The 24375-nt window shown below is 51.4% G+C and carries 14 protein-coding genes; all 14 read right to left on the reverse strand.

Going from position 1 to position 24375, the window contains the following annotated elements:
* Positions 1–147: 147 nt before the first annotated feature.
* The 14 genes from B157_RS0101810 to B157_RS0101875 all read right to left on the reverse strand — a co-directional run bounded on the left by B157_RS0101810 (position 148) and on the right by B157_RS0101875 (position 24326).
* Positions 148–732 carry a metallophosphoesterase family protein gene (locus B157_RS0101810; RefSeq protein ID WP_020601669.1) on the reverse strand — a complete coding sequence of 195 codons (585 nt, stop codon included), beginning with the start codon at positions 730–732 and terminating at the stop codon, positions 148–150.
* 27 nt (positions 733–759) lie between these two features.
* Positions 760–1377: a TlpA family protein disulfide reductase gene (locus tag B157_RS0101815; RefSeq protein ID WP_020601670.1), complete on the reverse strand. Its 618-nt coding sequence runs from the start codon at positions 1375–1377 to the stop codon at positions 760–762.
* A 19-nt stretch (positions 1378–1396) separates the two neighbouring features.
* Positions 1397–1999 carry a TolC family protein gene (locus B157_RS0101820; protein ID WP_084761740.1) on the reverse strand — a complete coding sequence of 201 codons (603 nt, stop codon included), beginning with the start codon at positions 1997–1999 and terminating at the stop codon, positions 1397–1399.
* A gap of 655 nt (positions 2000–2654) precedes the next feature.
* Positions 2655–6257, reverse strand: a complete 3603-nt coding sequence (locus B157_RS36630; protein WP_157618268.1) for a choice-of-anchor Q domain-containing protein — start codon at positions 6255–6257, stop codon at positions 2655–2657.
* A gap of 133 nt (positions 6258–6390) precedes the next feature.
* Positions 6391–7887 carry a hypothetical protein gene (locus tag B157_RS0101830; protein WP_020601673.1) on the reverse strand — a complete coding sequence of 499 codons (1497 nt, stop codon included), beginning with the start codon at positions 7885–7887 and terminating at the stop codon, positions 6391–6393.
* A 167-nt stretch (positions 7888–8054) separates the two neighbouring features.
* Positions 8055–9785, reverse strand: a complete 1731-nt coding sequence (locus B157_RS0101835; protein WP_020601674.1) for a RagB/SusD family nutrient uptake outer membrane protein — start codon at positions 9783–9785, stop codon at positions 8055–8057.
* Between the two features lie 23 nt (positions 9786–9808).
* Positions 9809–12721, reverse strand: coding sequence for a SusC/RagA family TonB-linked outer membrane protein (locus B157_RS0101840; RefSeq protein ID WP_020601675.1), 2913 nt, complete (start codon positions 12719–12721; stop codon positions 9809–9811).
* Positions 12722–12738: 17 nt separating this feature from the next.
* The gene (locus B157_RS0101845; protein ID WP_020601676.1) at positions 12739–14523 is read right to left on the reverse strand and encodes a RagB/SusD family nutrient uptake outer membrane protein; all 1785 of its coding nucleotides are present in this window, start codon (positions 14521–14523) and stop codon (positions 12739–12741) included.
* A gap of 5 nt (positions 14524–14528) precedes the next feature.
* Positions 14529–18053, reverse strand: a complete 3525-nt coding sequence (locus tag B157_RS0101850) for a SusC/RagA family TonB-linked outer membrane protein (protein WP_020601677.1) — start codon at positions 18051–18053, stop codon at positions 14529–14531.
* 242 nt (positions 18054–18295) lie between these two features.
* Positions 18296–19300 carry a FecR family protein gene (locus B157_RS0101855; protein ID WP_020601678.1) on the reverse strand — a complete coding sequence of 335 codons (1005 nt, stop codon included), beginning with the start codon at positions 19298–19300 and terminating at the stop codon, positions 18296–18298.
* Between the two features lie 128 nt (positions 19301–19428).
* Complete coding sequence (locus B157_RS0101860) at positions 19429–20055, reverse strand: RNA polymerase sigma factor (RefSeq protein ID WP_020601679.1); 627 nt, start codon at positions 20053–20055, stop codon at positions 19429–19431.
* 211 nt (positions 20056–20266) lie between these two features.
* Positions 20267–21103, reverse strand: coding sequence for a sugar phosphate isomerase/epimerase family protein (locus tag B157_RS0101865; protein ID WP_020601680.1), 837 nt, complete (start codon positions 21101–21103; stop codon positions 20267–20269).
* 139 nt (positions 21104–21242) lie between these two features.
* Complete coding sequence (locus B157_RS0101870) at positions 21243–22580, reverse strand: Gfo/Idh/MocA family protein (protein WP_020601681.1); 1338 nt, start codon at positions 22578–22580, stop codon at positions 21243–21245.
* A 99-nt stretch (positions 22581–22679) separates the two neighbouring features.
* Positions 22680–24326 carry a RagB/SusD family nutrient uptake outer membrane protein gene (locus B157_RS0101875; protein WP_020601682.1) on the reverse strand — a complete coding sequence of 549 codons (1647 nt, stop codon included), beginning with the start codon at positions 24324–24326 and terminating at the stop codon, positions 22680–22682.
* Positions 24327–24375: the final 49 nt, after the last annotated feature.

A 24375-nucleotide genomic window follows, 5' to 3' on the forward strand; every position in this document is an offset into this window, starting at 1 on the left:
GGGCAGGTTAGCTACTATTGTACTCAGTAGGGCTGGTCCTTGCATAAAGGCGTTGTTTGGTTTGGATGTCAGATACCCAAAACTAACACGCCTTTTTCATATCCCTAAAAATTGACGAACCATTGCCTAAATGAGAAAGCAGGATAATCAGATCCACCTGTTCCACCGTGCGCAGTACGTTGATCGTATCGGGCAGTTCATCCCGCCCCAGGGTAAAGTAAATACCCTCGCTGAACGGTGGGGCATCATTTTATCAACGATGTTACAGGCAATGTCCACAATGCCGATTTTAATACCCGACCGCTCCAGTATGCGGTAGGCAGGAAATACGGGAATATCCGTTTCTTTCTGGTAAACATTAATGCCCAGCACGGGGTAGTTCAACCGGGCGGCCAGCTCCAGCAACCGCGGGGGACCGTAAGCAAAGTCCCAGTGGGCGGTCATGGCATCTACCTGCAACTGATTCAGAATCGGAATCAATACGTCTCCCTTCGTTTCTATGGCCGGGAGCGTGCCATGAAAGGTATCCCCTCCATCGAGCAGCACGGTAGCATCGGGGTATTGCTTTCGGCGCTCCGCCAGTAACGTTGCCAGTCGGGCATAACCGCCCGCTGGTCGATAGACCGTCTGGCCGTTCTCCCAGAACCACTCCGGGTGCAGATCGAGGTACGCATGAACATCGTTGATTTGCAGGAGTAGCAACTGGCTCCGCTTTGGCGTTGATTGGGTCATGGTCGTAATGAATTTACGTAGAATGCTTTACCGGGTGGGCTTATAGAGCGATGTCAGGTACTGCCGGAACTCATCCGTATCGTAGTTGGCCATCCCTTCGATCCGTTGCGCGATCTGGCCATTCGAGTCCAGAATGAGCGTAGTTGGAATGGCCGACGAGTAAAAGGCTTCGGGCATCTGTCCACCCGGAACGTAGACAGGAAAGGTGAATTTTTTCTGGTTCACCACCTGACGAACCTTCTGGGGGTCTTCATCCAGAGAAAGCATCACAAAGGCAATCTTGTTTTTATCGACTGACTGGTACAACTTTTCAATAGCGGGCATCTCTGCCCGGCAGGGTGAGCACCAGGTAGCCCATTGATTTAGAAAAACGACCTTCCCTTTCAAGTCGCTGAGCTGGACCGATTTCCCATCCAGGGTAGTCAGTGTCAATTGATACGGATACGCCGACAAAGCCATTTGTTGGGAAGCCAGTGCTGGCTCACCCGCTGTTGGCGCGTCTTTGAGGCCGGTTTTAAGCAATAACTGCTGAATGCCTCCGCGCACCGAAGTACCCAGATCAGTGAAGAACAGAACCAGAATCAGGGCTGCGAACAGGACGTACTGAAGCCAGTTGATTTGTTGTTTTTTGGTTTTTGCGTTCATGATTTTATTGTTTGTCTGTTTATAAGGATTGATTTGCTACTACCCGGTTTTCGTCGGGTTTGTTTACCGGTACCCTGAGTCGAACCGGTTCGCCGTCTTTTACCTGTTCCGTGGGCTGGGCAACCCGAATTTGGTGGGCAAAATCATCATTTGCCAGATCAGCGACGGCTACCTGAACGCCCTCTTTAGCTTCGTTTAGGCGGGCCTGGTACTGCCCGAACGTAATGGGTGCCCATTCACTGTAGAGCGTGGTCGTGCTGCCGAACGTTCCCCGAAAACTGGCCTCATTGGCAAATGAGCCCGTAGTAGGAATAATGGTGCCGAAGGGCAGTAAAATTCCGGCGGTAGCATTGGTGGTGCTGTAATTCAGTTGCTCACTTACCCGTAGTGAAGGGAGCCGCTGCGTGTGGGTAAGCTGAATGCCTTCCGAAGCCAGCTTCACTAATTCTCCTTTGGCTTTCAGAGCCGGATAGTTTTGTTTGGCGGTGCGCAGCGCTTCCTGTAGGGTCAGCGGATTGGGTTGGCCTACTGCTGCGCTGCTCAGCAAAAAGACGATAACCCCCAGCAACGGGCGGGTACGCACGATTCCCCCCCACCGCCAACTGTTTGGTTGGCTAATCATACTAAATCATGGGAAAAAGTTAATAACGAAACCGATCAGACAGACCGGTTCGAACCAGGCACGGCAGCGGGGTGCTTACTAATCAGCGCGAAGTAGCCTCCTGTGAATTCCAAACCAACGCCATGTTGAGCCCTGCCGTGAAATAGGGCAGCAGCCAGNAACGGATGGAAAACGATGAGAAACGCCTGATTCAATAAGAAGCAGCTCTATGCCGTAGCGCAGACCGGTGGAGCCTTATTCGGATTTGCCCGATGAAGAGCCATCAACCTGCGGNCTGATGGAGAAACGAAGTAATCACCTGCCGGAGAGACAGGCAAAAGAGATTGGACCAGGTAGTGAACAAAGCCATTGACGTAATCGGTACTAGATGGCTCCTTGAAGGTGCGTTTTGACCTGATCCCATCCTGATGAGAGGATAGGCAAGTATTCCATTTGGACCAAACCGCTTACCTATTTTCGACAATTGTGTCCCTCGATTGTGCTGAACTTGGGCTTTTTCAGGCAGGTCAGAAGCCATGCAACAAAGCCCCAACGATTTGTTATTCTGAGGGACGAAAAATCTTCGGGTAAGTCCATTTTTTAGGCTCATAACGCAGAATCTTCGTTCCTCAGAATGATAAAAATGCTTCAATTTAGATTTACCTGACTGCATCCATCACTTTAGCACTTTAATTGTTTGTTTCTCCCACTGAGTACGTACCTGCACCAGAAAAAAGCCCGTCTGCTGTTGAGCAATCGGCAGTCGGCAATGCTCAACAAAGCCAGCACTTTCTACCTGGTGGTGGGAAATAAGCCGCCCCTGCACGTCAGTAAGCGACACCCAAACACTCTGCCCTTCGACCCCTCTTACGTCTACTTCGACAGCCTCACTCCCCCCCTGAAGCGGATTGCCCAGCACAACTACCTGCAACCCGGTTTCGGGTTCAGCCGCCAGCCGGGCGTTACCTGATCCAGTTCCTCCACAGCCGGGCACAATATATTCTTTATAGTCGTTGGCGTTATCGTAACCTTTACCATCACTTTGCAACTGACGCGCCTGAATGGTAAATTTTTTATTATAATCGGGGCCTTTTTTCTTGTCGGGGAAGGGATCCATTACGGTATTGGTAGTCCAGCCGCTGGTTACCGACGACACGTTGAATTCGACTGGCTGCCCGTTGCCGCCGATAGTGTAGAGCGTCAGCAAGCCCGTGGTACAGTCGTAGGCCGGGAGGAGAATCTGCAAGGCAGTAGCCTGACTGCCCGACCCGCAAACCGGTATCTGATAGTCTTTGTACTCCTGGGCATTATCGTTACCCTTTCCATCACTTTGCAACTGACGGGCGTGGATGGTGAATTTCTTTTTGTAATCGGGTTCTTTCTTCTTATCGGAGAAGGGGTCTAGCACGGCATTGGTCGTCCAGCCGCTGGTCACTGAACCCATTTCAAATTCTACGGGCTTGCCGTTTCCGCCAGTAGTGCGCAGGGTCAGTAAGCCCGTGGTGCAGTCGTACTGGGGAGCTATTACCCGCAGCTGATCGGCTACAACAGTCACCGTAACGCTGGCGGGTGCGCTGGTACACGTACTAAGCTGGCAGCTTACCCGGTACACAACCGAGCCGGTAACAGTAGTAGGTACGGCCAGATTTACCTGTCCATCGGCGGCCGCAATCGGGCCACTCCAGCGCAGCGTACCACTGCTGCAGGCCGACGCCTGCAGGGTTACCGTACCCGAGTATTGTGCTACAGTAATAGCCTGTTTGCCGACTGGATATAGCCCACCGCTGGCCGTGGCCAGAACAGGGGCCTGAGGTGGCGTCAAATCGACCGAAACAGTAGTACTGGCCGATGCGGTACAGCCGTTGGGGCCCGTCAGGGTTACTGAATACACCCCGCCAGCGCTGACCAAAATACTGGAGCTGCTCACGCCGGTATTCCATTGGAGCGAACCGGCTCCGCTGGCGGTTAGCGTAGCAGTAGGATTGGCACAGGTAAGAGTCCCAACCTCATTTATTGAAACCGTTGGCAAGTCGATGTCCTGCGTTACCCCAATGGATGCCGTTGCCGTGCAGCCGTTCGTATCCGTTAGGAGCACCGTATAACTTCCCGGCTGGCCAACTGAAGCCGTGTTATCCTGCCCCGATATAGTGCCCATTGGCCCGCTAAACGCAAAATTACCATTCGCTGCTGCACTGGCGCTGATCGTAACGGTAGTCAGGGCACAGGTAAGCGGCCCGTTCGTAGTCAGGCTAACCTGCGGTTTGGCATTGACCGTCAACGTAAAGGCCGTGGAGGTAAGGCTATTGAAACCTGTAATAGTAACCATGTAGCTGCCCTGGTCAGACGCCGACACGTTGGGTAGCAACAGGGTGGCCGTAGTAGCCGAGGCAACATCCGTCAGCACCTGACCATCTTTATACCATTGATAGGTTTTCACAGGTCCGTCTACGCTCACCGAAACGTACACGTCCGTACCAGTACAAACCGCCGAACTACTGGCCGGTTGCTGGGTAATAGAAATTGGGGTTCCCTGAAGCTCATACGCTCCCATATCGGGACTGGTACCCTGCGGACGGTCGATGCCGAGGATATCCTTCGTCGCATACTGGTCCGGAATGGTACTTCCGGCATTGACAGCCGGGCTGGTGGACATCAGTTGAAAATTGCCGTTGGCCGCATCGGTAAACTGCGGATCGACCCCCGTCAGACTTTGAGTACCGGTAAGGAACGGGGTATCTGTACCACCAAACGTCAGGTTATTGCTCTGCAACAGACCGGGTGAATTAACGGGTGTACCGGTGGCTTTGTTAGAACGGGTGTAGAGAATATTATTGTAGATGCGGACAGAAGCGGAATACCGCATGGCAAACTCGGAGGTGATTTCGGGGCTGGCTGCGTTCTGGTAAAACGTGTTGTTGCGAACCGTAGCGTTATCGCTATAATTGATATTGAGACCCCGTCCCCCATTTTGATAACAGAGATTATTTTCGATCAGGAACTTGCCATTATAAGCTCCGTTGGGGTTTGTCGTCCCAAACTGATTATTATTGTTGTCGAGAATAATACCGTTCCCATCGGTAATACCCCGGCAAACCCCGGCACTTATCCATCTAACAAACAGCCGATTACCATAACAAATGTTGTTGCGAATAATTATCTTGGGTGTATCGGTATTCGTATCATAGTTCCAGCTGTTGAGGAAACTGATGCCGCTGGTGCCGAAGATAGTATACCACGAATTGTTGTAAACCGTGTTATTCTCGACCGTTACATAGTCGCTCTCGATGGCCGAGATACCTCCTCCGCCACAGTCGTGAATACTGTTATTGGCAAGGACGATGTGATGCGGACGCGCATTTCCGCCCGTCCGTCCGTTGACACCTATTCCGTTTCCGTTGAACGCCGGGTTGACGGTGCCGGTCGGGTTATCACAGCTACCGGGTTGCGTAGTAGCCTGGGGTAAGGTCACGTTGGCGTTGTTACCCACGATCTCAAAACCCTGAATTTTTATATAGGCCGCCCCGGCTACCAGATTGAAACCCTGATAGCCATTGAACGACAGTTTGGGTTTGTCGTTCCGATAGCTGGTCAATACGATCCAGTTGGTGGGTGTTCCGGTTCGACGAATAACGACAACATCGCTTCCGGCCGTATTCGTGTAGGTACCCGCCATCACAAAAATACTGTCGCCGGGAGCGGCTGCATCAATACCCCGCTGAATCGTATTAAACGGAGCCGCCAACGTGCCGGCGGTACCCGGACTGGCCCCGGCCTGCACGTAGTATTTTTTGTTGCTCGCTGTGTTGGGGGCGTACACATCGACCCGACTATAGCCAGTTCCGCCCTGAACGGCGGTAGCTCCGGTGGAATTGGTGACCTTCAGGCTCAGTTCATTATACGAAATCTGCCCGGCGGGAATTGTCCAGGTGTAGGAGAAGGGAGCCGTCAGGTCTTCGCCCAGTTTAATGGTTTCTTTGCTGCCCCCCGGCCCGGTAAACGTAGCCAGAAAAAACTCAACTTTGGTTACTGATGTACCCGCGGGCGTATTTGTGGTAGCCTGGATATTGACCGGTGTTCCGGTAATGAACGAAGTTCTGAAAGCGGGGAACGACATGCTCACCGAGAGCGACTGCGCCCGAATACCGGTTGAAAAAACCAGCAACAGCAGCGTAAAAACCAACGAGGTTCCGCCAAAATGGCCCGATATTCGGTTGCGGAAGAAACCGGCCAATACTATTCCAACCGAGTTAAGCTGGTCTAAAGGAGATGTTTTCATCATGGTTTGTTTTAAGGTAACGGGTAAGCATTGATAGTTAAGACATAAGGAAAGATTGGCAGTAGATAGGCAATAAGGAGCTGTCCCGCCTTAATCAGCGGGTATTCACGGTGTTCACTTCGGTTTGGGCCGATTGCTACTCGAACGTTAGCTTTCGCACGTATTCATTCGTATTCATATTGGCCTCCTGGAGCGAAGACACGGGCTTGCCAGCCATTTTCAGGTTTTTAAATGTGAGATCGTTAACAGGCCCTTCGGTCGTTCCGTAGATGTCGCCTTCGTCGGAGTTTTTATCGTCGAGGGTGATGTTTTCAAACAGCCAGTTCGTCAGGGTGACGGCATATTTTTCGGGATTCACGCCAATACGGACGAATTTATTGGTGTTGTAATCACTGGTTTTGGGATGGGCCTCGACCCGAATATTTTTGAACGTAAAATTGTCCAGCTTAACCGGATTGCTGCGATTCCCTTCTACCAACACCAGTTCCGGACCACCATCTTTTCCGATCATATCTATATTCTCAAAGGTCAGATTAGACGACGAATGCCAGTCGGTGTGCATAAACAATCGTCCCCATGGGCCGCCCCACGCGACAATGTTGGAGATTTTGCACTTGTTGGAGCCGTGGGTCGTCACGATATCGTCGTTGTTGAAGATGAAGCAATCATCCACCACATTGTTGTCCCCATCAAACCAGATACCATCCGAATTGCCATTCCAGCACACTAATTTCAGGTTACGATACTGATTATCATGCGATTTATTGTCCCGATTATCGATGGCAATCGTCCAGCCGGTACTGTGGGCGATGATGAATCCCTCCAGTACCATATTGGCGGTAGCGCTTGACCGGATGGTACTGTGATTGGTTAGAAACTCGACCGATGTAGACGTATGCGGCCACTCCCCCATCGACAGCACCCCGCGCCCTTTAATGCTGACATTCGTGGAGCCGGTGGCCAACCGAAACGATCCTTCCACTACGGCTCCCCCCGCGATATAGACGCTCTCGTTCGTGTTCAGCAGCTTGTTCAAGCCAATGTTATGCACTCCCGGCCCGTAGTAATACGTGGCCTGAGGATTAGGAGTATCGGGCGTGTCGGCAAAGAGAAACAGCGGGTTAATCCGGTCGTTGATTTCGACGGACAGTTTCTTCGGCGTGGCCATGCTGAAGGTAATTACATTGCCGCTTTGCTTAAAATCAATCCCCAAATTTAAGGGTCTGATTTTCACCGAAGAAACCGGAATTTTACTGACAATCCGAACATCGACGGCTGTTTCAGCGAAGGAAAAATTAGTAAATGCGGCCGACGCCTGTGGTCTTTTGGGGCCGGGTTTCGCCGTTGAAGCCCCGAAGTAGGTGTTCACAAAGGAGTTATCCGATTTATAGACGAAGCAGGTTTTGTAGTTGGTATCGCCCGACCGTTTCACCTCCACCACATATTCATCTGACTGTTTCAGGTGTTCTACCGTGCTCAAATCGCCGGGGCTGGGGGGTATCACCAGCGTGCCAGTACCCGTAGTTACGGCAGTTTGGGCCATAACCATCGAGCCTTTGCCAACGCTACAACTGGTCAATAAAACCATCCCGACAACGGTAGCCAATAGGCTACTACTACCAGTTTTTTTCATCCTTTTTACAGAGTAGATCTTGACCAAAAAGAGCTGTGTCATTCAATAGTAGAAGAAAGTACTTCCGCAATAGGTAGCCTGGCCACAAGAGCGGAAGCATTTGCTGAACCAACCTATGCTATTATGTAAAATGATGAATTATTACATGAGCCATTTTCTTCCCAATACTACCAGAGTGGGTTCTGAGTCAGGTTACCAGCAATGTTCAAATCAGTCTGAGGGATCGGATACAAGTACATTTTTGAGGTAAATACCCGGTCTTCCACCTTAACCGGTTGGTAGGTGAACGTGTTGGTAGATGTCTGGGTAACGTTTACGCCCCGCAACGGTGCGTTGAAATAGGCAGGAGCCTGCATCCACCGCCGAACGTCCCAAAACCGGTGATCTTCAAAGGCAAACTCTACCCGTTTTTCGTTGCGTATCTTCTCCCGCACATCGGCCTGCGATAAACCAGAGGGCAAGCCCGGCATGGCTATCCCCGTCCGGCTACGGACACGGTCGTAGTAGGCTTTGATGTCGGCGTTGCCGGGGCTCCACTCGTTGAGGGCTTCGGCGTAGTTCAGGTAGATTTCCGGGTAGCGGAACAGAATCCAGCTATGAACGCCCGTGTTCCCATTCAGCAGATTCAAACTTTCGATCTGGTATTTACGCAGGTAGTAGCCGGTTTTGGTGGCGTTGATAATTGGGCGCGCATCCAGGCCACCAGTCCAGGTTTGCACGGTACGGGCGGGTGTGCCAAAGGATGAATTGTTGACAACAACGGTCAGCGCTAAACGCGGGTCGCGGTTAGCGTAGGGGTTGGCAGCCATTGCGGGGTCATTCCAATTGAACGGAACTGCCGTAGTGGCATTTACTCTCACCTCGTAGGCATCTACCAAATCCTGCGAGGGCGTGTTGCCGCTTTGGCCCAGGTTGAACCCAATAGGCGAGTTGTTTCGCTCGAACTGATTGCTGGCGGCATTACTTCGGGTAAAAATAATCTCGCCATTATTGAAGGTGTTGAACAGCGATTTATAGGCTCCCAGCGTAGGTAATGCCCCGGCGTCGATAACGGCTTTAGCCGCATCAGAAGCGGCTTTCCAGCGGGCTATGCGGTCACCAGCGGGTAGGGAAATCAACTCCGGTTTGCTATAGCCACCTGCCCAGGTCGAGGTGTTGAACAGGTCACTGGCAGCATAGAGTAACACCCGGCTTTTCAGTGCTAAGGCTGTTAGTTTCGTTACCCGTCCCAAATCGGTAGCGGCCACGTATGGGGGCGTGGAGGCATTTAGCGGCAGTTGAACAGCCGCCGAGTCGCACTCGGCCGCAATAAACTGGATGCACTCGTTCAGCGAATTCCGCTGTACTTTTGAAAAGTCATCGTCCAGTGACAGAGACTGGTTCAGAAGGGGTACTCCACCGTAGCGTTTGACGAGTTCGAAGTAATAATAGGCCCGTAAAAACCGTGCTTCGTAAGTCCACCGCTTAATGGTGGCCAGGTTATCAGTGTACACTTTCTGGGCCGAGGCCGAGGGATCTAATTTCCAGGGGTCGAGGTTTATTTTGCCGGTCGATAACAAAAACTGGTTAACCTGACGGATACCCCGGTAATACGTTCCCCAGACCAAATCGGGGTTGTTGGCCGCGTTCCAGCTACCCGTATTGAAATTCTGTATTGGGTTGGTTTCCTGCGCAAACTCGGCTTCGTCCGTGGCCGAAGCCATCATGGCACTCCCGCTAATGTACAGCGTACCGTCGGGCAGGTTAGAGTAGATGGCCGTGAGCAGTGCCTGAACATTCGTGAAGGATTGTTCGATTTCATTTTTCCCGATTGTCGTCACAAAATCCCGGTCGAGATTCTGACAGGCTGTTGCCAGGATACCTGAAAACACGAGGAATATGTAGGTGTATTTTTTCATTTTTCGGTCAGTTTTACGGGTACTTATAACTGGATAGTGGCACCCACCGTCAAGGTTCTCGTTACGGGATAGCCCGTCAGCGACTCAGGATCGCCGTATTTCACCTTATCGATGGAAAAAAGATTAGTGCCGTTCACAAAAAACCGGATACCGTTGATCTTGATTCGGTTAGATAGACTGGTGGGTAGTGTATAGCCAATTTCGGTGCTGCGCAGTTTGATGAAACTACCGTCGCGCTGCCAGAAGGAGGAAAACTGGTAGTTATTCAGGTTATTCTTCGACGACAGGCGCGGGTAGTCGGCCGTGGCTGCCGTTTGGGCAGTCCAGCGGTTAAGGGCAATGTCGCCAATCTGTCCGTTGTTCTGAAACGCCTGAAAGGTGCTGCCGCCCAGATAGGTCGATGTGCCGGTTACGCCCTGAAACACCATATCGAGGTCGAAGCCTTTGTAGCGCAAGCCCGTATGCAGGCCGGCAATCCATTGGGGCAAACCGGGGTTACCGATGGGTGCCCGGTCATAGCTGTCGATAATACCATCGGGCTTACCTTCCGGCCCGCCAATATCCTGGTATTTGATGTCGCCCGCCTGAATTACTTCCGTTAGCACACCCGGCACACTCGTTGGGTCGGCCTGGCGTTTGGTAATGTCGTCGGCGGTATAAAATCCAATGGCTTTCAAACCAATCGGTTGCCCGATGGCCTGTCCGGTTGCGTACAGGCCCGGATTAAGTTGCAGTGCTTCGGCATTAAAGACAACTTTACTTTTGGCATACGAGAGGTTAGCCCCCACAAAAAACTGGACGCCTTTCGTGGCTGTCGTACGATAATTTACCGCTAAATCGAAGCCCCGGTTATTGGCTTTGCCCTGATTAAGATTCGGTGTGGTCACGCCCAGGAACAATGGTGTGGTACTGTTCGATGCCACCAGAATATCGTAGCGGTCGCGGTTGAAGTAATCGAACGAAACATCGAGCTTTTTAAACAGCGTAACATCGACGCCTACGTTCATCGACTTCTCTTTTTCCCAGGTTGCATTGGGGTTAGCTACGATATTTTCGGCGTATCCGCCAGTAGCCGTGTTGCCTGTTCCAAAGAAGTAACCACCACCACTATACGTCGCCGTATAAAGATACCGGGTCGATAGGCCCTGCGAGGCAATAATGTCGTTACCTACCAATCCGTAGGAACCACGCAATTTCAGGAAGGTAACCGCTTTGCTCTGCTTCAGGAACGACTCGTTGGAGGCTACCCAGCCTACCGATGCCGCCGGGAAAAAGCCGTAGCGGTTGCCGGAAGCAAAAATATCGGTACCCATGTAGGCCGCCGAGAACTCGGCCAGATACGTGTTGTTGTAGGCGTAGCTGAACCGACCAGCCCCATTGTTGTGCTTATAGGGATCGGTTGAGTTAGCCGTTGGATTGGCTGGGTCCGAAGCGGGGCCAAAAACGGTCACGTTATCGGAATTGAACATCAACATCCCCGACACGTCGCTCTTGCCAAACGTCCGTTTGTAGTTTAGAAAACCCTGAACAATCAGGTTCCGGTATTGGTCGAGCGTTTCTTCAGCCCCGGAGATGGACGTTTTCTGGCCAATGGCGGGGCCGTACAGCGTATCACCGGTGGCACTTCTGGAAATCGCATACCGGGGATACTGCTGGGTTTTGCGCGAACCCGATTCAAAAAAGTTGTTAATTGAAATAGCCGCCGATGCACTCAACCCTTTGACGATCATGTCTAACTGCTCCGTAAGTTTCAGCGAGCTCAGAATAGTGCGGGAATTATCCTGATAAAAGCCCGTCGACAGCAAGTTACCGACCGGGTTGGCAAACTGCGAACTCCCGCCAAACGTACCGTTCGGATTATAGACCGGAAAGGCGTTTGGTGGCAGGGATTGCACTAAACTAAAAGTCGATGCTGTGTTATAATCCGCCGGATTTTTCGCCTGCTCAATCGATCCGGCAATCTTGAACTCGGCCGTCAGCCTATCGGAGAGCGACACATCCAGGTTGGTCCGAAAATTATATTTCGAGTATTTCGAGTTGGAACTCTCGCTGTTCTGGTCGCCAAATTTTTTGTACAGGCCCTGGCTGTTGAGGGCGTTCAGTACCACATAATACCGAACAAACTTATCGCCCCCATTGAACGATAAATTATAGCTCGATACGGGAGCCGTGGAACGCAATACCTCCTTGTACCAGTTTACGTTCGGATGAAAAACGGGGTCGCTGCCGTTTTGGTAGGCCGTTATATCCTGATCGGTGTAGCGGGTGGGCAGGCCGTCATTCGTCAGGGCTTCGTTATAGAGCGTGGCATACTGGCCAGCATCCAGGAATCCGGGCAGTTGACGGGCCTGCGTGAAACCCTGCCGGGTAGTAAACGAGATGCGTAATGGCCCTTCCTGCCCTCGCTTAGTTGTCACCAGCACTACGCCGTTGGCGGCCCGCGCTCCATAGATGGCGGTGGCTGAGGCATCTTTCAATACCGAAATAGTCTCGATTTCTTCGGGTACCAACTGCATGAAAGCGTTTGATGTACCCGTGCCATTACTGATGTAGCCGTCGATGATGTACAACGGAGCATTACTGGCTCCACCGAAGGTATTGAGGCCCCGGATAGACAGGTTAGGAGTAGAGGCTCCCGGCTCTGAACCACCCTGGGTTACGGATAAGCCCGCCAGGCGGCCATAAAGCGTGTTACCCAGGTTGAGGTTGAAATTCTGCTGTAAATCACGTCCAAAGACAGTGGCGATGGAGCTGGTAATTTGCCGGATGGGCTTGATGCCAAACCCGATATCAATAGTAGCCGACCGGGGATTGAGCATGACGGTATCGACCCCGACCGGACCTGTTGTGCCGCCCTGCTGCGCCCGTACCAGCGCGGGCATAAGCACCGTCAGGAGGGCTGTAGCGAAAATATTTCCTGTATAGCGTATGTTCATGATAAGTTCGAGGGGGTTTACCAGCCGGGGTTTTGGATCAGGTTTCCTTTGAGTACTTCCGGTTGTGGAAATGGGTGCAGGTACATCTGCTTGTTGAACCGCCGAACCTCGAAGGTGTAGGGCTTCCAACTGTATAGATTACCCACTTTCGTAATTTGCAATCCTTTGAAGTCACCCTGCATTACACCTTCCTCTTCGGCAATCAGCCACCGTTTTACGTCCCAGAACCGGTGATCGTCATACGCCATTTCTACGGCAATTTCGTTGCGAACCCGCGCCCTGAACTGCTCCTTCGTTAGGCCGGTGGGCAGGTTGGGCATCCCCGACCGGGTGCGGATGGTGTTTACGGCGGTGTAGGCTTCTGCCGTAGGGCCACCAAACTCATTCAGAGCCTCAGCATAGTTCAGGTACAATTCATTGACCCGGAACAGCACATCGTTTAGCACTACGTTGGGACTACCCGTGCGGGCCGCTCTGGGAATGTATTTCCGCATCCATAGCCCTCCTTTGCAGTTTTTGTAGTCTTTCCCCCCGTCGTAAATCAGCGAAACCGGATTCTGGGCGTTGAAGTACGAGTTGGTGTAGTTCAGGGTTTGTTTGAAGCGGGGGTCTAACTGAGCATACTTGGCGATGAGATCCGTGCCACCGGCATCGTCCCAGGTTTGGGGCGTCCCGTCGAGTTTCTCATACTTTTTCAGGAAGTTGAGCGGTACGCTAATCCCCGACCAGAACGCCCCGTAGCAGGTGGGCGTAATCAGGGTTAGCGGTGCATTCGAGATATTACTGGCGGCAAGCCCCTGATAGGTCAGAATCAACTCTTTATTATTGTAGATTTCCCATGAATCGCGGTAGTTACCCGCCGGACCAGGTGTGCCGTTATCCAACTCTTTGGGATTCCGATTGGCCGGGTCGTTAATAAGGCCGTACCCATTGGCCAGGGCAAAGTCAAGGGCCACTTTGGCCGCATCAGCCGCTAACTTCCAGCGGTTTACATCATAGTTACCGTAGCAAATCAATTTGTTGTCGGCGGCATTAGTCATGCTGATGTAGGGCGTAGCCGTATTATACTGCGGGCTGGCCGCATACAGCAATGCTTCTGATTTGAGAGCCAGGGCAGCCAGAGCAGGTGCCCGGCCTGTTTGCGTGGGCGAATACGCAGCTGGTAATTTAGGGAAAGCGGCATCGCAGTCGGCAACGATGAAGTTGATACAATCCTCCAGCGAACTACGGGGCACATCGACCTGTACCCCTGGCTCGTACACTTTATCAACAATGGGCACGCCCCCGTAGCGTTTCACCATTTCCATGTAGTTCATGGCCCGTAGAAACCGAACCTCGCCAATAATCTGGTTTTTGTATGCCTCGTCAGCATCGGGTACTTCGTTGACTCGCTTTAGTACAATGGCGATCTGACGCAGCGCAATCCAACGGATGTAGTACCGATAATCTTCCCGTACTACGATGTTCGACGGCAGAATATCACCCTCATTCCAGCGATTGTTGTTGACAAAATTGGCTTCTGAGGCATCACCTTCGTCGCTGATACTGGCCGAGGGGTGAATAACGTCCGTCCCACCTACACCTACCGTGGTCGAGTAATTGTTCTGATTCCGGTAGCGGAAGTTGGAGTTCATGGCGTACCCGTAAATAGTAGCCATAAAACTCTCCAGACTGGCCTTGTTCTGAAAGGCATTGTCTTCGGTAAGGTCAACGCCGGGCGCCTTATCCAGAAACTGGTTGTTACAGGAAGCCGTAATCAGCGAAAACACGACGACTAGACCTACGAAATAGCTCTTTTTCATACGATTTAAAAGTTGACGTTCAGGCCCGCATTTATGGTTCTGACCAGGGGGTAGGGTTCGGTATTGACATCACCAGTAGGAGTATTTTCCGGGTCGACGCCCTTGTACATATGGCTCCAGGTAATCAGGTTGTTCGAGTTGACATAGATGCGAGCCGAACTCATACCGATTTTCTTGAGGAAGTCCCCATTGATTGTGTAGCCGAGTTCTACGTTTTTTAGCCGCACATAACTGGCATTAGCCAGGTAAAAGCTGGACCCGGTATTGTTAGGCGTGGAGCTAACGGAAAACCGCGGAAAGTTGATGGGTAGTCCGGCGGCATAGCGTTCGGGTGTCCAGCTCTCGTTGAGGTAGCTGGCGGCTCCCGCTGGTGGGCTTCCGCCAAAACCCGCTGTACGCTGAAATGAGGAATAGTAGGAAGATACGTTGCCTACGCCCTGAAACAGCACCGACAGGTCAAATCCCTGAAAGTTACCGCCCAATGAAATCCCGAACGTTTTTTCGGGGATGTTGGAGTAGCCAATTGGAACGGCATCGAAATCATTGACAACACCATCGCCGTTTACATCCCTGAACCTGAGGTCGCCCGGCTGAATTTTATCATTGATGTATTGATACACCGGGCGGGCGGGGTCGTTTATTTCTTCGAAGGTATTGTAGATGCCATCGGCAATCAGGCCAAAATTCTGACCAAATCGCTGGCCGGTACGGTTCTGGTATTCGTACTGGTTTTTTATCTCATCCTGGAAAAGGATTTTGTTGCGGGCAAAGCTGAAGTTGGCCCCGATTCGATACCCGAATTTCCCCTTTTTATCGCTGAACGTTATATCCGCTTCGAAGCCCTTGTTCTGCATTCTACCCAGGTTGGTAGCCGGTTGCGAAAAGCCAACAACGGACGAAATGGTTTTTGGCGTAGCGAGGATGTTAGAGCGGTCTTCGCTGAACACATCGCCGGTAAACCGGATTTTATCCCGGAACAAGCGCATTTCCAGACCAATGTCTTCTTTTACAGCCCGCTCCCAGGTAACATCAGGATTGCCCGTCACGCCTTCCCGAATACCCTGATAGCCCGTGTAGCTGGTTCCTACATCCCCAAAATAGTAGATGTTACTGTAGGTTCCGTAACTCGTTGGCCGGTACAGAAACCGATTGCCCCCAATGTTATCGTTACCCACCACGCCGTAGGACCCCCGAAATTTAAGGAATGTAACCGCCTGATTCTTTGGAAAGAATGCCTCTTCCGACGCTATCCAGCCGACCGAAAAAGCCGGAAATAAACCGAACCGTTTTTCGGGCGAGAAATTCTCCGTGCCGTTATAGCCTACATTGACTTCTGCCAGATACCGACCGGCATAATCGTACGTGGCCCGGCCCACATAACTCTGGTAGCCCTTCGGGATCAGGAAAGCTAAATTCGGGTCAAACGTTTTTTGCTGGTTATACAGCAGCAAACCCGTTACGTCATGCTTCCCGAAACTTTGTTTGTAGTTCAGACCAAGCTCGGCCGTAATGCGTCGGGAGTAGGTTCCGACCTGGCTGAAGGTAAATTGGGCATCGGTATTATTAGGAATGTAATTGACCGAGCCGCCATTGAGTGGACCACCATTAATGGGCACAGCTAAATACTGTATCAACGTTTTGGCGTTGGTAATCTGCTGATCGTTATAGGTCTGGATGGCAATATTCCCGTGTGTCGATAAGCCGGGGATGATAGAACCAAGGTCCAGATCGGCGCGCAAATTTCCGTTAAGGTAGTTGCGGTACGACCGTCTCACACCCCCGGCATTGTTCGGAAAGAGCAGATTCGCATACGGGTTGTTTAGATTCCCGGTTCTGATATTGACTACTTTCCCGTCTACCACCCCCGGCCCCTCCAGGGGGCTGGCGCGGGCAATATCCCCAATTACCCGTTCGGTACCACCACTGGCGTTATTATTGCCACTCCGTATTTCGGTTTGCGACGACAGGTCGAGGGTTAGTTTCAGGCGTTGGGTAACGTCGAAGTTGAAGTTAGAGCGGAGGTTATACCGGCGGTAGGTGGACTGGGGCGAAAAAGCATCGACTACGTCTTTGGTATCTTTGAACAGGCCAGACTGGTTGAAGAAACCACCGGACACAAAATAGCGCACCTTGTTCTGCCCCCCGCTGATGTTGATATTATGCTGGGATTGAGTCGAGAATTTTTTAAACAGCAGGTCGAACCAGTTGGAATTGGGGTGAAAAATGGGGTCTTTCCCGTTGGCATACAACTCAATATCTTCGTCGGTATAACGCGGGGTGTACACCGCTCCAGTCACGTAGGAGTCAGCTTTCAGACCCTGATTAAAGTTGCGGGCATAGTCGGCGCTATTCATCGACTCCCGCAGATTGGTAAATGAATTGAATCCCTGGTTGAAGGTGTAGCTCACTTTGGGTGGCCCTGCCTTTCCGCGCTTCGTGGTGATAATCAGTACACCGTTGGCCCCCCTGATACCATAAACTGCTGTAGACGACGCATCTTTCAGGATGGTGACAGATTCGATCTCGTTAGGGTCGATATTGTTGTAGTTATCCACCTGAATACCATCTACCAGCGTGAGTGGGTCGGTATTACCCGAAAACGTACCCACGCCCCGGATTCTGATCCTGGAGCCATCGTTACCCGGTTCGCCCCCGGTTTGGGTTGCAAACAAACCCGGCAGCCGACCCACCAGCGAGTTACTGACGTTGGCCACCGGCGACTGGATGAGTTCTTTGGTGCCAATGGTTGAAATAGCCCCGGTAGCGTTGATTTTCTTCTGGGTACCGAAGCCCACCACAACCACCTCGTTCAGGGATTTATTATCCGCAATGAGACTAACATCTACCTCAGAGCGATTACCAACCGTGATTTCCTGCCGCTCGTAGCCCACGAAACTAAAAACCAACACGGCATTACCATTGGGTACCGCCAGGGAGTAAGCCCCGTTTGCATCCGTGGTAGTACCTTTGGTAGAACCTTTCAATACAACGCTGGCTCCCGGAATCGGCTCACCTTTTTCGGTATCGATCACTTTCCCTTTCACCGTAATGTCAGCCGGTTTAACAGCTGACAGGGATTGCAGGTTAGCCTGGGCTGAAAACGCATTTACGGCGGGTGACTGATTAGCTGCCGACTCACTGGATAAATCGTCTGGAGTTCTAATCGACTCGGTTTCAACCGACAGTTTTTTATCGATCCGACGGGGTAAAATCGTATAGCCCCCCCCCTTGAGTTTTTTGAAGCGCAGATTGGCCGGGCTAAGTACCCGTTCCAAAACCTGTTCCAGATTCTCACTTTCACCGACAACACCGGAAAACATTTTGTTTTCCAGAAGCTCTTTCTGGTAAACGAATGTCGTTTTGTGGATAGCCTCAAGCTTTTTGAGCAATGCACTAATAGGGGTCAGATTGTCCTGCGCTTTACTGACGGCCTGTTTCCTAGGCGAAGCAAGTGCAACTTGCGCTACGCTTACCTGCATCCCGCACAAGATCGACAGCCAGAGAGTGGTAAAGAGGATACGTTTTTTCATAGTTAAAACGGGAATCGTATAATTGACTGGGCTGTTATTGATAGTCAAACAGAGCAGGGTGACGCTTTTCCCGTTTTTTCTATGATTATTTTCGGTTAAACTTTAAATCTTTTTACCGATACCAGAATCGGGCGAGTTAGTCGCTCAATTGGTTATTCCGGCGTAATCAGCCATAACAAAAAGGTCAGGTGTGAACCTGACCTTTTTGTTGCCTTAATCTCGTTATCAGAAAATCCGACAGTTCATTGGTTAATTACATATGTACTACCATCTTTCTGAACGTCGGCATCCAGAATCAGTGCCAGGTTATCGATGCAGTCTTCGATGACGCTGGTCCGTAGTTTTCCGCTTAGTTTTTTATCGGCCAATTGTTTGTCACCCAGCCTGATGGTCACGCCGAAGGTATCCTGCAGCGAGTTTATGATTTCGGGCAGGGTTTTACCATCAAGCACAAGGTACGATTCTTTCCAGGCATCGTACTGAGCGGGTTGCACCCGCTTTAGCTGAATCTGCGGCCTATGAGGAGTTACAATGGCCATATCGCCGGGTTTCATTACAACGGGTGGGGCATTATTGGCCGTCAGTTGTACTTTCCCTTCGTGCAATACCACATTGGTTTGCGCCCGGCGGCTGTTTACGTCGAACTCTGTACCCAGCACTTCTATCTGTGCTTCGGCCGTGTGTACAATAAACTTAGCCCCTTTACGCTTCGCAATGTCGAAGTACCCTTCGCCGTCAAGCCATACCTCACGAACCGGGCTTTGGGCCAGATTCTTCGCCACACGCAGGGTCGAGTTTCCATTAAGTGTTACTACTGATCCGTCAGCCAGCTGGATTTCCTGAATTTTGCCGTAAGCCGTCTGGTACGAGAAATCGGCGTTGTACTGCCACCAGACAATGCCCAGCGACGAAACCAGGAGTAAAATGGCAGCCGCAACCCAGTAGGGCCGCTGGTACCAGGTGATAACCCTGACGGGATAGTCCCTGACTAACTGGTCCGGAACCGTCCAGTCAGGGACCAGCCGGCCCGGGCCACTTTGCTGGTCAACAGGAAGGGCTTTGACCGGATGGTCGATATCATCCCATATCCGCTGTTTAAGTCGGGCAAGGTCTGCTTCGGACGGTTCTATTTCGCGAAACTGAATCGTTTTTATGTAGTCGGTAGCCATCTGGATATCCGTTATTTTATGAGGGTGCTGAGCCATAAATGCCTGCCAGAACTGGTTCAACTCAGGCGTTGGCCGCATAACCCAATGGATAAATGTCGGGTCTTCACAAAAATCTTCGACTGTAAACGTCGGATAATGCATCGGGAAAGCATACTGTTACATTCGTTAAACATCCCACCCGTTCGGTTTTCCCGGTATTAGGTTGATTAATTATTCATGTATTGAGTAAGCACCATTCCAAGCAGGCTCAGTAGTACGTTTCGATGCTGAAGCGATGCCTGAACATGGGCCCGCAAGGTAGTAAGGGCCGTGTTGATGGTGTTGTACACACTCTTCATGGTAATACCCATCACCTCGGCCGCCTGCTGGTAGGTAAGCCCCTTCATATACACCAGATACAGAATTTCCTTCTGGCGTTTAGGCAACTTATTCAGTTCATCAATTAGCACTGCTTTCTGCCCCTCGATCAGTTCATCTTCCACTACTTTACTCTCGTGCGACTCAATCAAAAACTCAGCATTATCGAACAGATACTCGTCAGAATCCAGTTTGTTCAACCGACCAATGGCATCCAGCAACCGACGACGTAATGCCCGAAACAGGTAGAATTTAATATTGTCGGTTGGCCCCAGTTTCTCCCGCTTTTCATGAATATGCAGAAAAAGTTCGTGCAGACAATCTTCCACCACCTGCCGGTTGCGTACCAAATTATAACCATATCGGTATAAACCGGCCGCAAATAACTCATACAGTTGCGAGAAGGCCTCCCGATCTCCCCTGCGAAACGTGTCCCAAAGTAAAGTATGTTCGGCGGGAGTGAGTTGATTTTTCATACGCTATGAACCCCGAAAGATGTAAATATACGCAGAAAAAATAGACGCAAATGTGGTCTTTTAGGGAAGAAATAGCGTAAGGCTCCATCAACGGGCAGCAATTAGTAAGCACACACCAATGCTAATGCTACTACGAATAAACAGCACCGAATTTAAGCCCGATGCTGCGTAAATCATAAGACAAAAACCGGCATAAGCGCTTGTTCTTTCCTTATTTCAGGATTTTCAGATACGCAATCGTCTGCGGCACCTGGGTGGCATAACTCGGGCTTTCGTCTTCGATGTAATAATGCTCGATGCCCGATTTTTTGGCTGCTTTCAGAATCGCCGGGATGTTGATCTGACCGGTGCCGAGCGCTACATCATTCACCACCGGCGTACCGCCCGAAAGGTTACCCGTTACGCCCTTGCGCAGGTCTTTGAGGTGCATGAGCTTATAGCGTTTCGGATATTTTTTGAGCAGCGCCACGGGGTCAGCACCCGGAAAAAACGTCCACAGGATATCCATCTCGAAGCTTACATACTGCGGGTTGGTGTTTTGCACGATGTAGTCGTACAGGGTGCCGTTTTCGTAAGGTTCAAACTCGTACCCGTGGTTGTGGTAGCAGAACGTAAGACCAAAGTCGTCTTTTAGTTTCTGGCCAATCTGATTAAAATCAGCCACGGTTTTCTTAGCCATATCGAGCGTAAAAGCTCCCTGATGTGGCACCCAGGCTACCCGCACAAAACTGGCGCCGAGGGTTTTGGCATTTTGGCCAACCTCGGCCGTTTTATCGAGCGCGTCGCCATAGCTCACACCAAACGACGAGCATTTCATGCCGCGCTCATCAAGCAGTTTGCGGATATCGGCCGCCGTTTTACCGAACAGGTTCGAAAACTCCATGTCGGTCACACCCAGCGATTTGATCGTATCGAGAGTGGCTGCCATATTCTTTTGCAGGCTATTGCGGAACGTGTACGACACCATACCGGGTTTCTGTAAGCCCTTTTGGGCAATGGCCGGGGTGAGTGCCAGGAAGAGAAGCAGGGGGAACAGGTTTTTTTTCATTGGTTTTTGGGGAGAGCAATAAAGCGTATTTCGTTTACCGGGTGAAGTTTTTGACTGGCAAATTCCCCCCTGATAAACGAAATATGAATACAGTATGGCTACTTGTGTAAAGCTCATACTGCTGATATCTACTACAAACTTACACGCGCACCTGCCAGCCTTTATCGTATTCGCGGCCCCAGAGTTGCATCGCTTCTTTGTCGTTTTGAATGTGGCCATTCTGCGGGTCGCAAACCAACGCCCGACCGACGCGCTGCGAAATATTGCCCAGGTGCGCAATCACGGTCGATTTGTGGCCCGTCAAAATGTCGGCGGTTAGTTTCGCATCTCCCCGGATCGAGCTCACGAAGTTTAGGAGGTGCGTAGCGTCCAGCTTTTCAGTAGGGCTAACGGGGTTGGTTGGATCAGCGATAATGTCGTCTTTCACGTCTTTCACGACTTTGCCCTTCTGGTCATGGATGGTGTAACTGTTGGCACCGGGATACACCAGGGTACCGGTTGTGCCGTAGAAGATGACGCCCCGGCCATATCCTTCGGAGTTATAGCCGTTGCACGAACGCCCCTCCCAGGTCATGGCCGTATTGTTGGCAAAGTTAGCCGTAATGGTCTGGGTGTCGGGTGTTTGCCAGTCGTCCTGAAACGCAAACCGTCCCCCACCCGATACTACTTTGGTCGGATAATCGACATCCAGCCCCCAGCGCATCACGTCGATTTCGTGGGTGCCGTTGTTGAGGGCTTCGCCGGTGCCCCAGTTCCAGAGCCAGTGCCAGTTGTAGTGAATCAGGTTGTCTTTGTAGGGCTGACGCGGAGCCGGTCCCTGCCAGAGGTCGTAGTTGAGATTAGCGGGTACCGCCACTTCTTTACCGGTGCCGATGCTGGGTCGCCAGTTGGTGTACCAGCCACGGGCAAAATAGGGTCGGCCAATGGCTCCCGCCCGCAGGTCGGCAACCAGGGCCTGAACGTTAGAAAACGACCGGCGCTGACTACCCATCTGCACCAGACGTTTGTACTTGCTGGCGGCTTCTATGGCCATTTCGCCCTCGTGGGGGTTGTGGCTGCACGGCTTCTCAACGTAGACGTGTTTACCCGCCTGACAGCCCATAATAGTGGCGGGCGCGTGCCAGTGATCAGGGGCAGCAATGGCCAGCGCGTCGAAGTCTTTCTTCTCCAGCAGTTTGCGAATATCTGTAAAGCCCTGGGGTTTTTTACCCGTAATTTTCTCGATATCGGCGATGGTTTTATTCAGTACGTTCTGGTCGACATCACAGATATAGCCAACCTCAACGTTGGGCAATTTGGCGAAGGTTCTGGCCAGAAACTCGCCCCGGCTGTGGGTACCCATCACCCCGATGACGACTTTATCATTAGGTGAGCCAGTGAAGAAACTCCCGGCCGACAGTGAGGGAGAAAGCAGGAGGCTGGTACCGGCTACGGAAGCCGTGCGCAAAAAATCACGCCGGTTAGTTTGGTCTGACATAAGAAGTTAGTTTAGTAATTTGGATACGGAGAACATTGGCAACCGGAAACCGCAGACAATAGAAACGGGTGCCGTTAAACGTAAAACAGTTGATTTCGCTCAATATCCCGGATTCTGTTCAACTTTCGCGTTTAGGTTAGCGTCAATGAACTTTTGTGGGATTGGAAACAGCGCGTGCTGGGGCTGAATAGTAGGGCCGCTTCTCGAATTATATTTCTTTACCCGCTCCACTAATTTCCCCATCCGACTCAGCGTCAGCCGCCGAAGTTCTTCCAGCATCAGTTCGCGTGCCCGCTCATCCAGAATGTAGTCGAGAGAGACGTCTGCCAGGGTTGCCGGTTTGGCTTTCGCCCGGTTCCGTATCACGTTAATATCATCCAACGCCTTTTGCGTATCACCTTTGAGTAAATAGGCTTCTGCCCGATATAAGTACGTTTCGGCCAACCGCATCAGGTAGTGTTCCTTGAATGTTCGGCCATAGGTGGCTCCGGCCAGGGCTTCACCCTCAATTTTACGAATGTATGGGTAGTACCAGTACAGCGTGTCAATGTCTTTGGCCGTAGCCGGGTTTACCTTCTGCCTGAAGTATTTGGACGTTGGTTCATTGTAGAAGAAATCCCGCCGTATATTATAGGACGAGTTGCGCATATCTGACTTGTCTGCCCAGATGGTATAGTTGAAATAGTTCGTGGGCCGATACCAGCCAACTGGTCGGCCTAAACTATCAACCACGGCCATTGCCGTTTTGCCGTCCGGGTCTTTGATGGCGAAGTAACGCGGTCCCCACGCCCGAATCATACCATTCCCACCACCCACCTTCGGAATTCCGCCCGGTGTCTGATAATCGAACTGGAGTGTCCAGATGGTTTCTTTATTGCCCGACGTAGCACGGTTCTGGTTATTGTCTTTGAATAAATCGGAGAACACATCGCCCGGCTGGGTCGCGTATTTGCCAAAACGGGTGGTCATCAACTGGTACTGCCCATCGTTAATGACCGCCGAAGCACTGGCAATGGCTTTATCGTAGTTACCGGTACTGATATAAAGCTCGGCCAGCAGGTGATCGGCGGCAGCTTTCACAATCCGGCCATCCTGCGAGGTACTTTTGGGTAACCACTGCGAGGCAAACTCCAGATCAGCTACGGCAAAGTTGTACACCTCTTTACGAGGTTTACGCACGAAATCGAGCACGGGCTGGGTTGCTACCTTATCCACTATGGGTACGTCGCCGTATAGATTGGCCAGCACATTGTAGGCATAGGCCCGAAAAAATCGTGCTTCGGCAATAGCCGCGTTTTTCTCAACCTCATCTTTCCAGACTGCCGTGGGTCGGCTGGCGTAGTCGATAATCGTATTGGCGCGGGGAATAATGGTCTGGTACGCCCACTCCCAATGGTAGTTGACAGCGGCTAAGGTAGGGGTAAGCCAGATTCGATAGTCTTTAAACATATTCTGGGCCGGGTCGCCGGTACCGCCCACATCGGTACCAATCTGAAAATCCCAGATGTTGGTACCATCACCCACGTTGTCGTTCAGAAAATAGGCCTCCCGTAGTCCGGCGTGCAGTGAGGTGATGTAGGTATCGAACCCCGTCTTGTTAACCAACACGGCCTGTGGCGACAGGAAATCTTTGGGCACTTCGGTAAGTACATCGTCTTTACAGGCAATGGGTAGTCCCAGTAGGGCAATCAGCCAAAACCCTCTCCGGAGAGTCTTGAAAATCGGGTTGAAAAAGGAATAATTCATGGAGTCAATGATTTATGAATAAGTAAGTGTACGATAGCACGCTTACTCG

This window comes from Spirosoma spitsbergense DSM 19989 (genome assembly GCF_000374085.1).
GTDB lineage: Bacteria > Bacteroidota > Bacteroidia > Cytophagales > Spirosomataceae > Spirosoma > Spirosoma spitsbergense.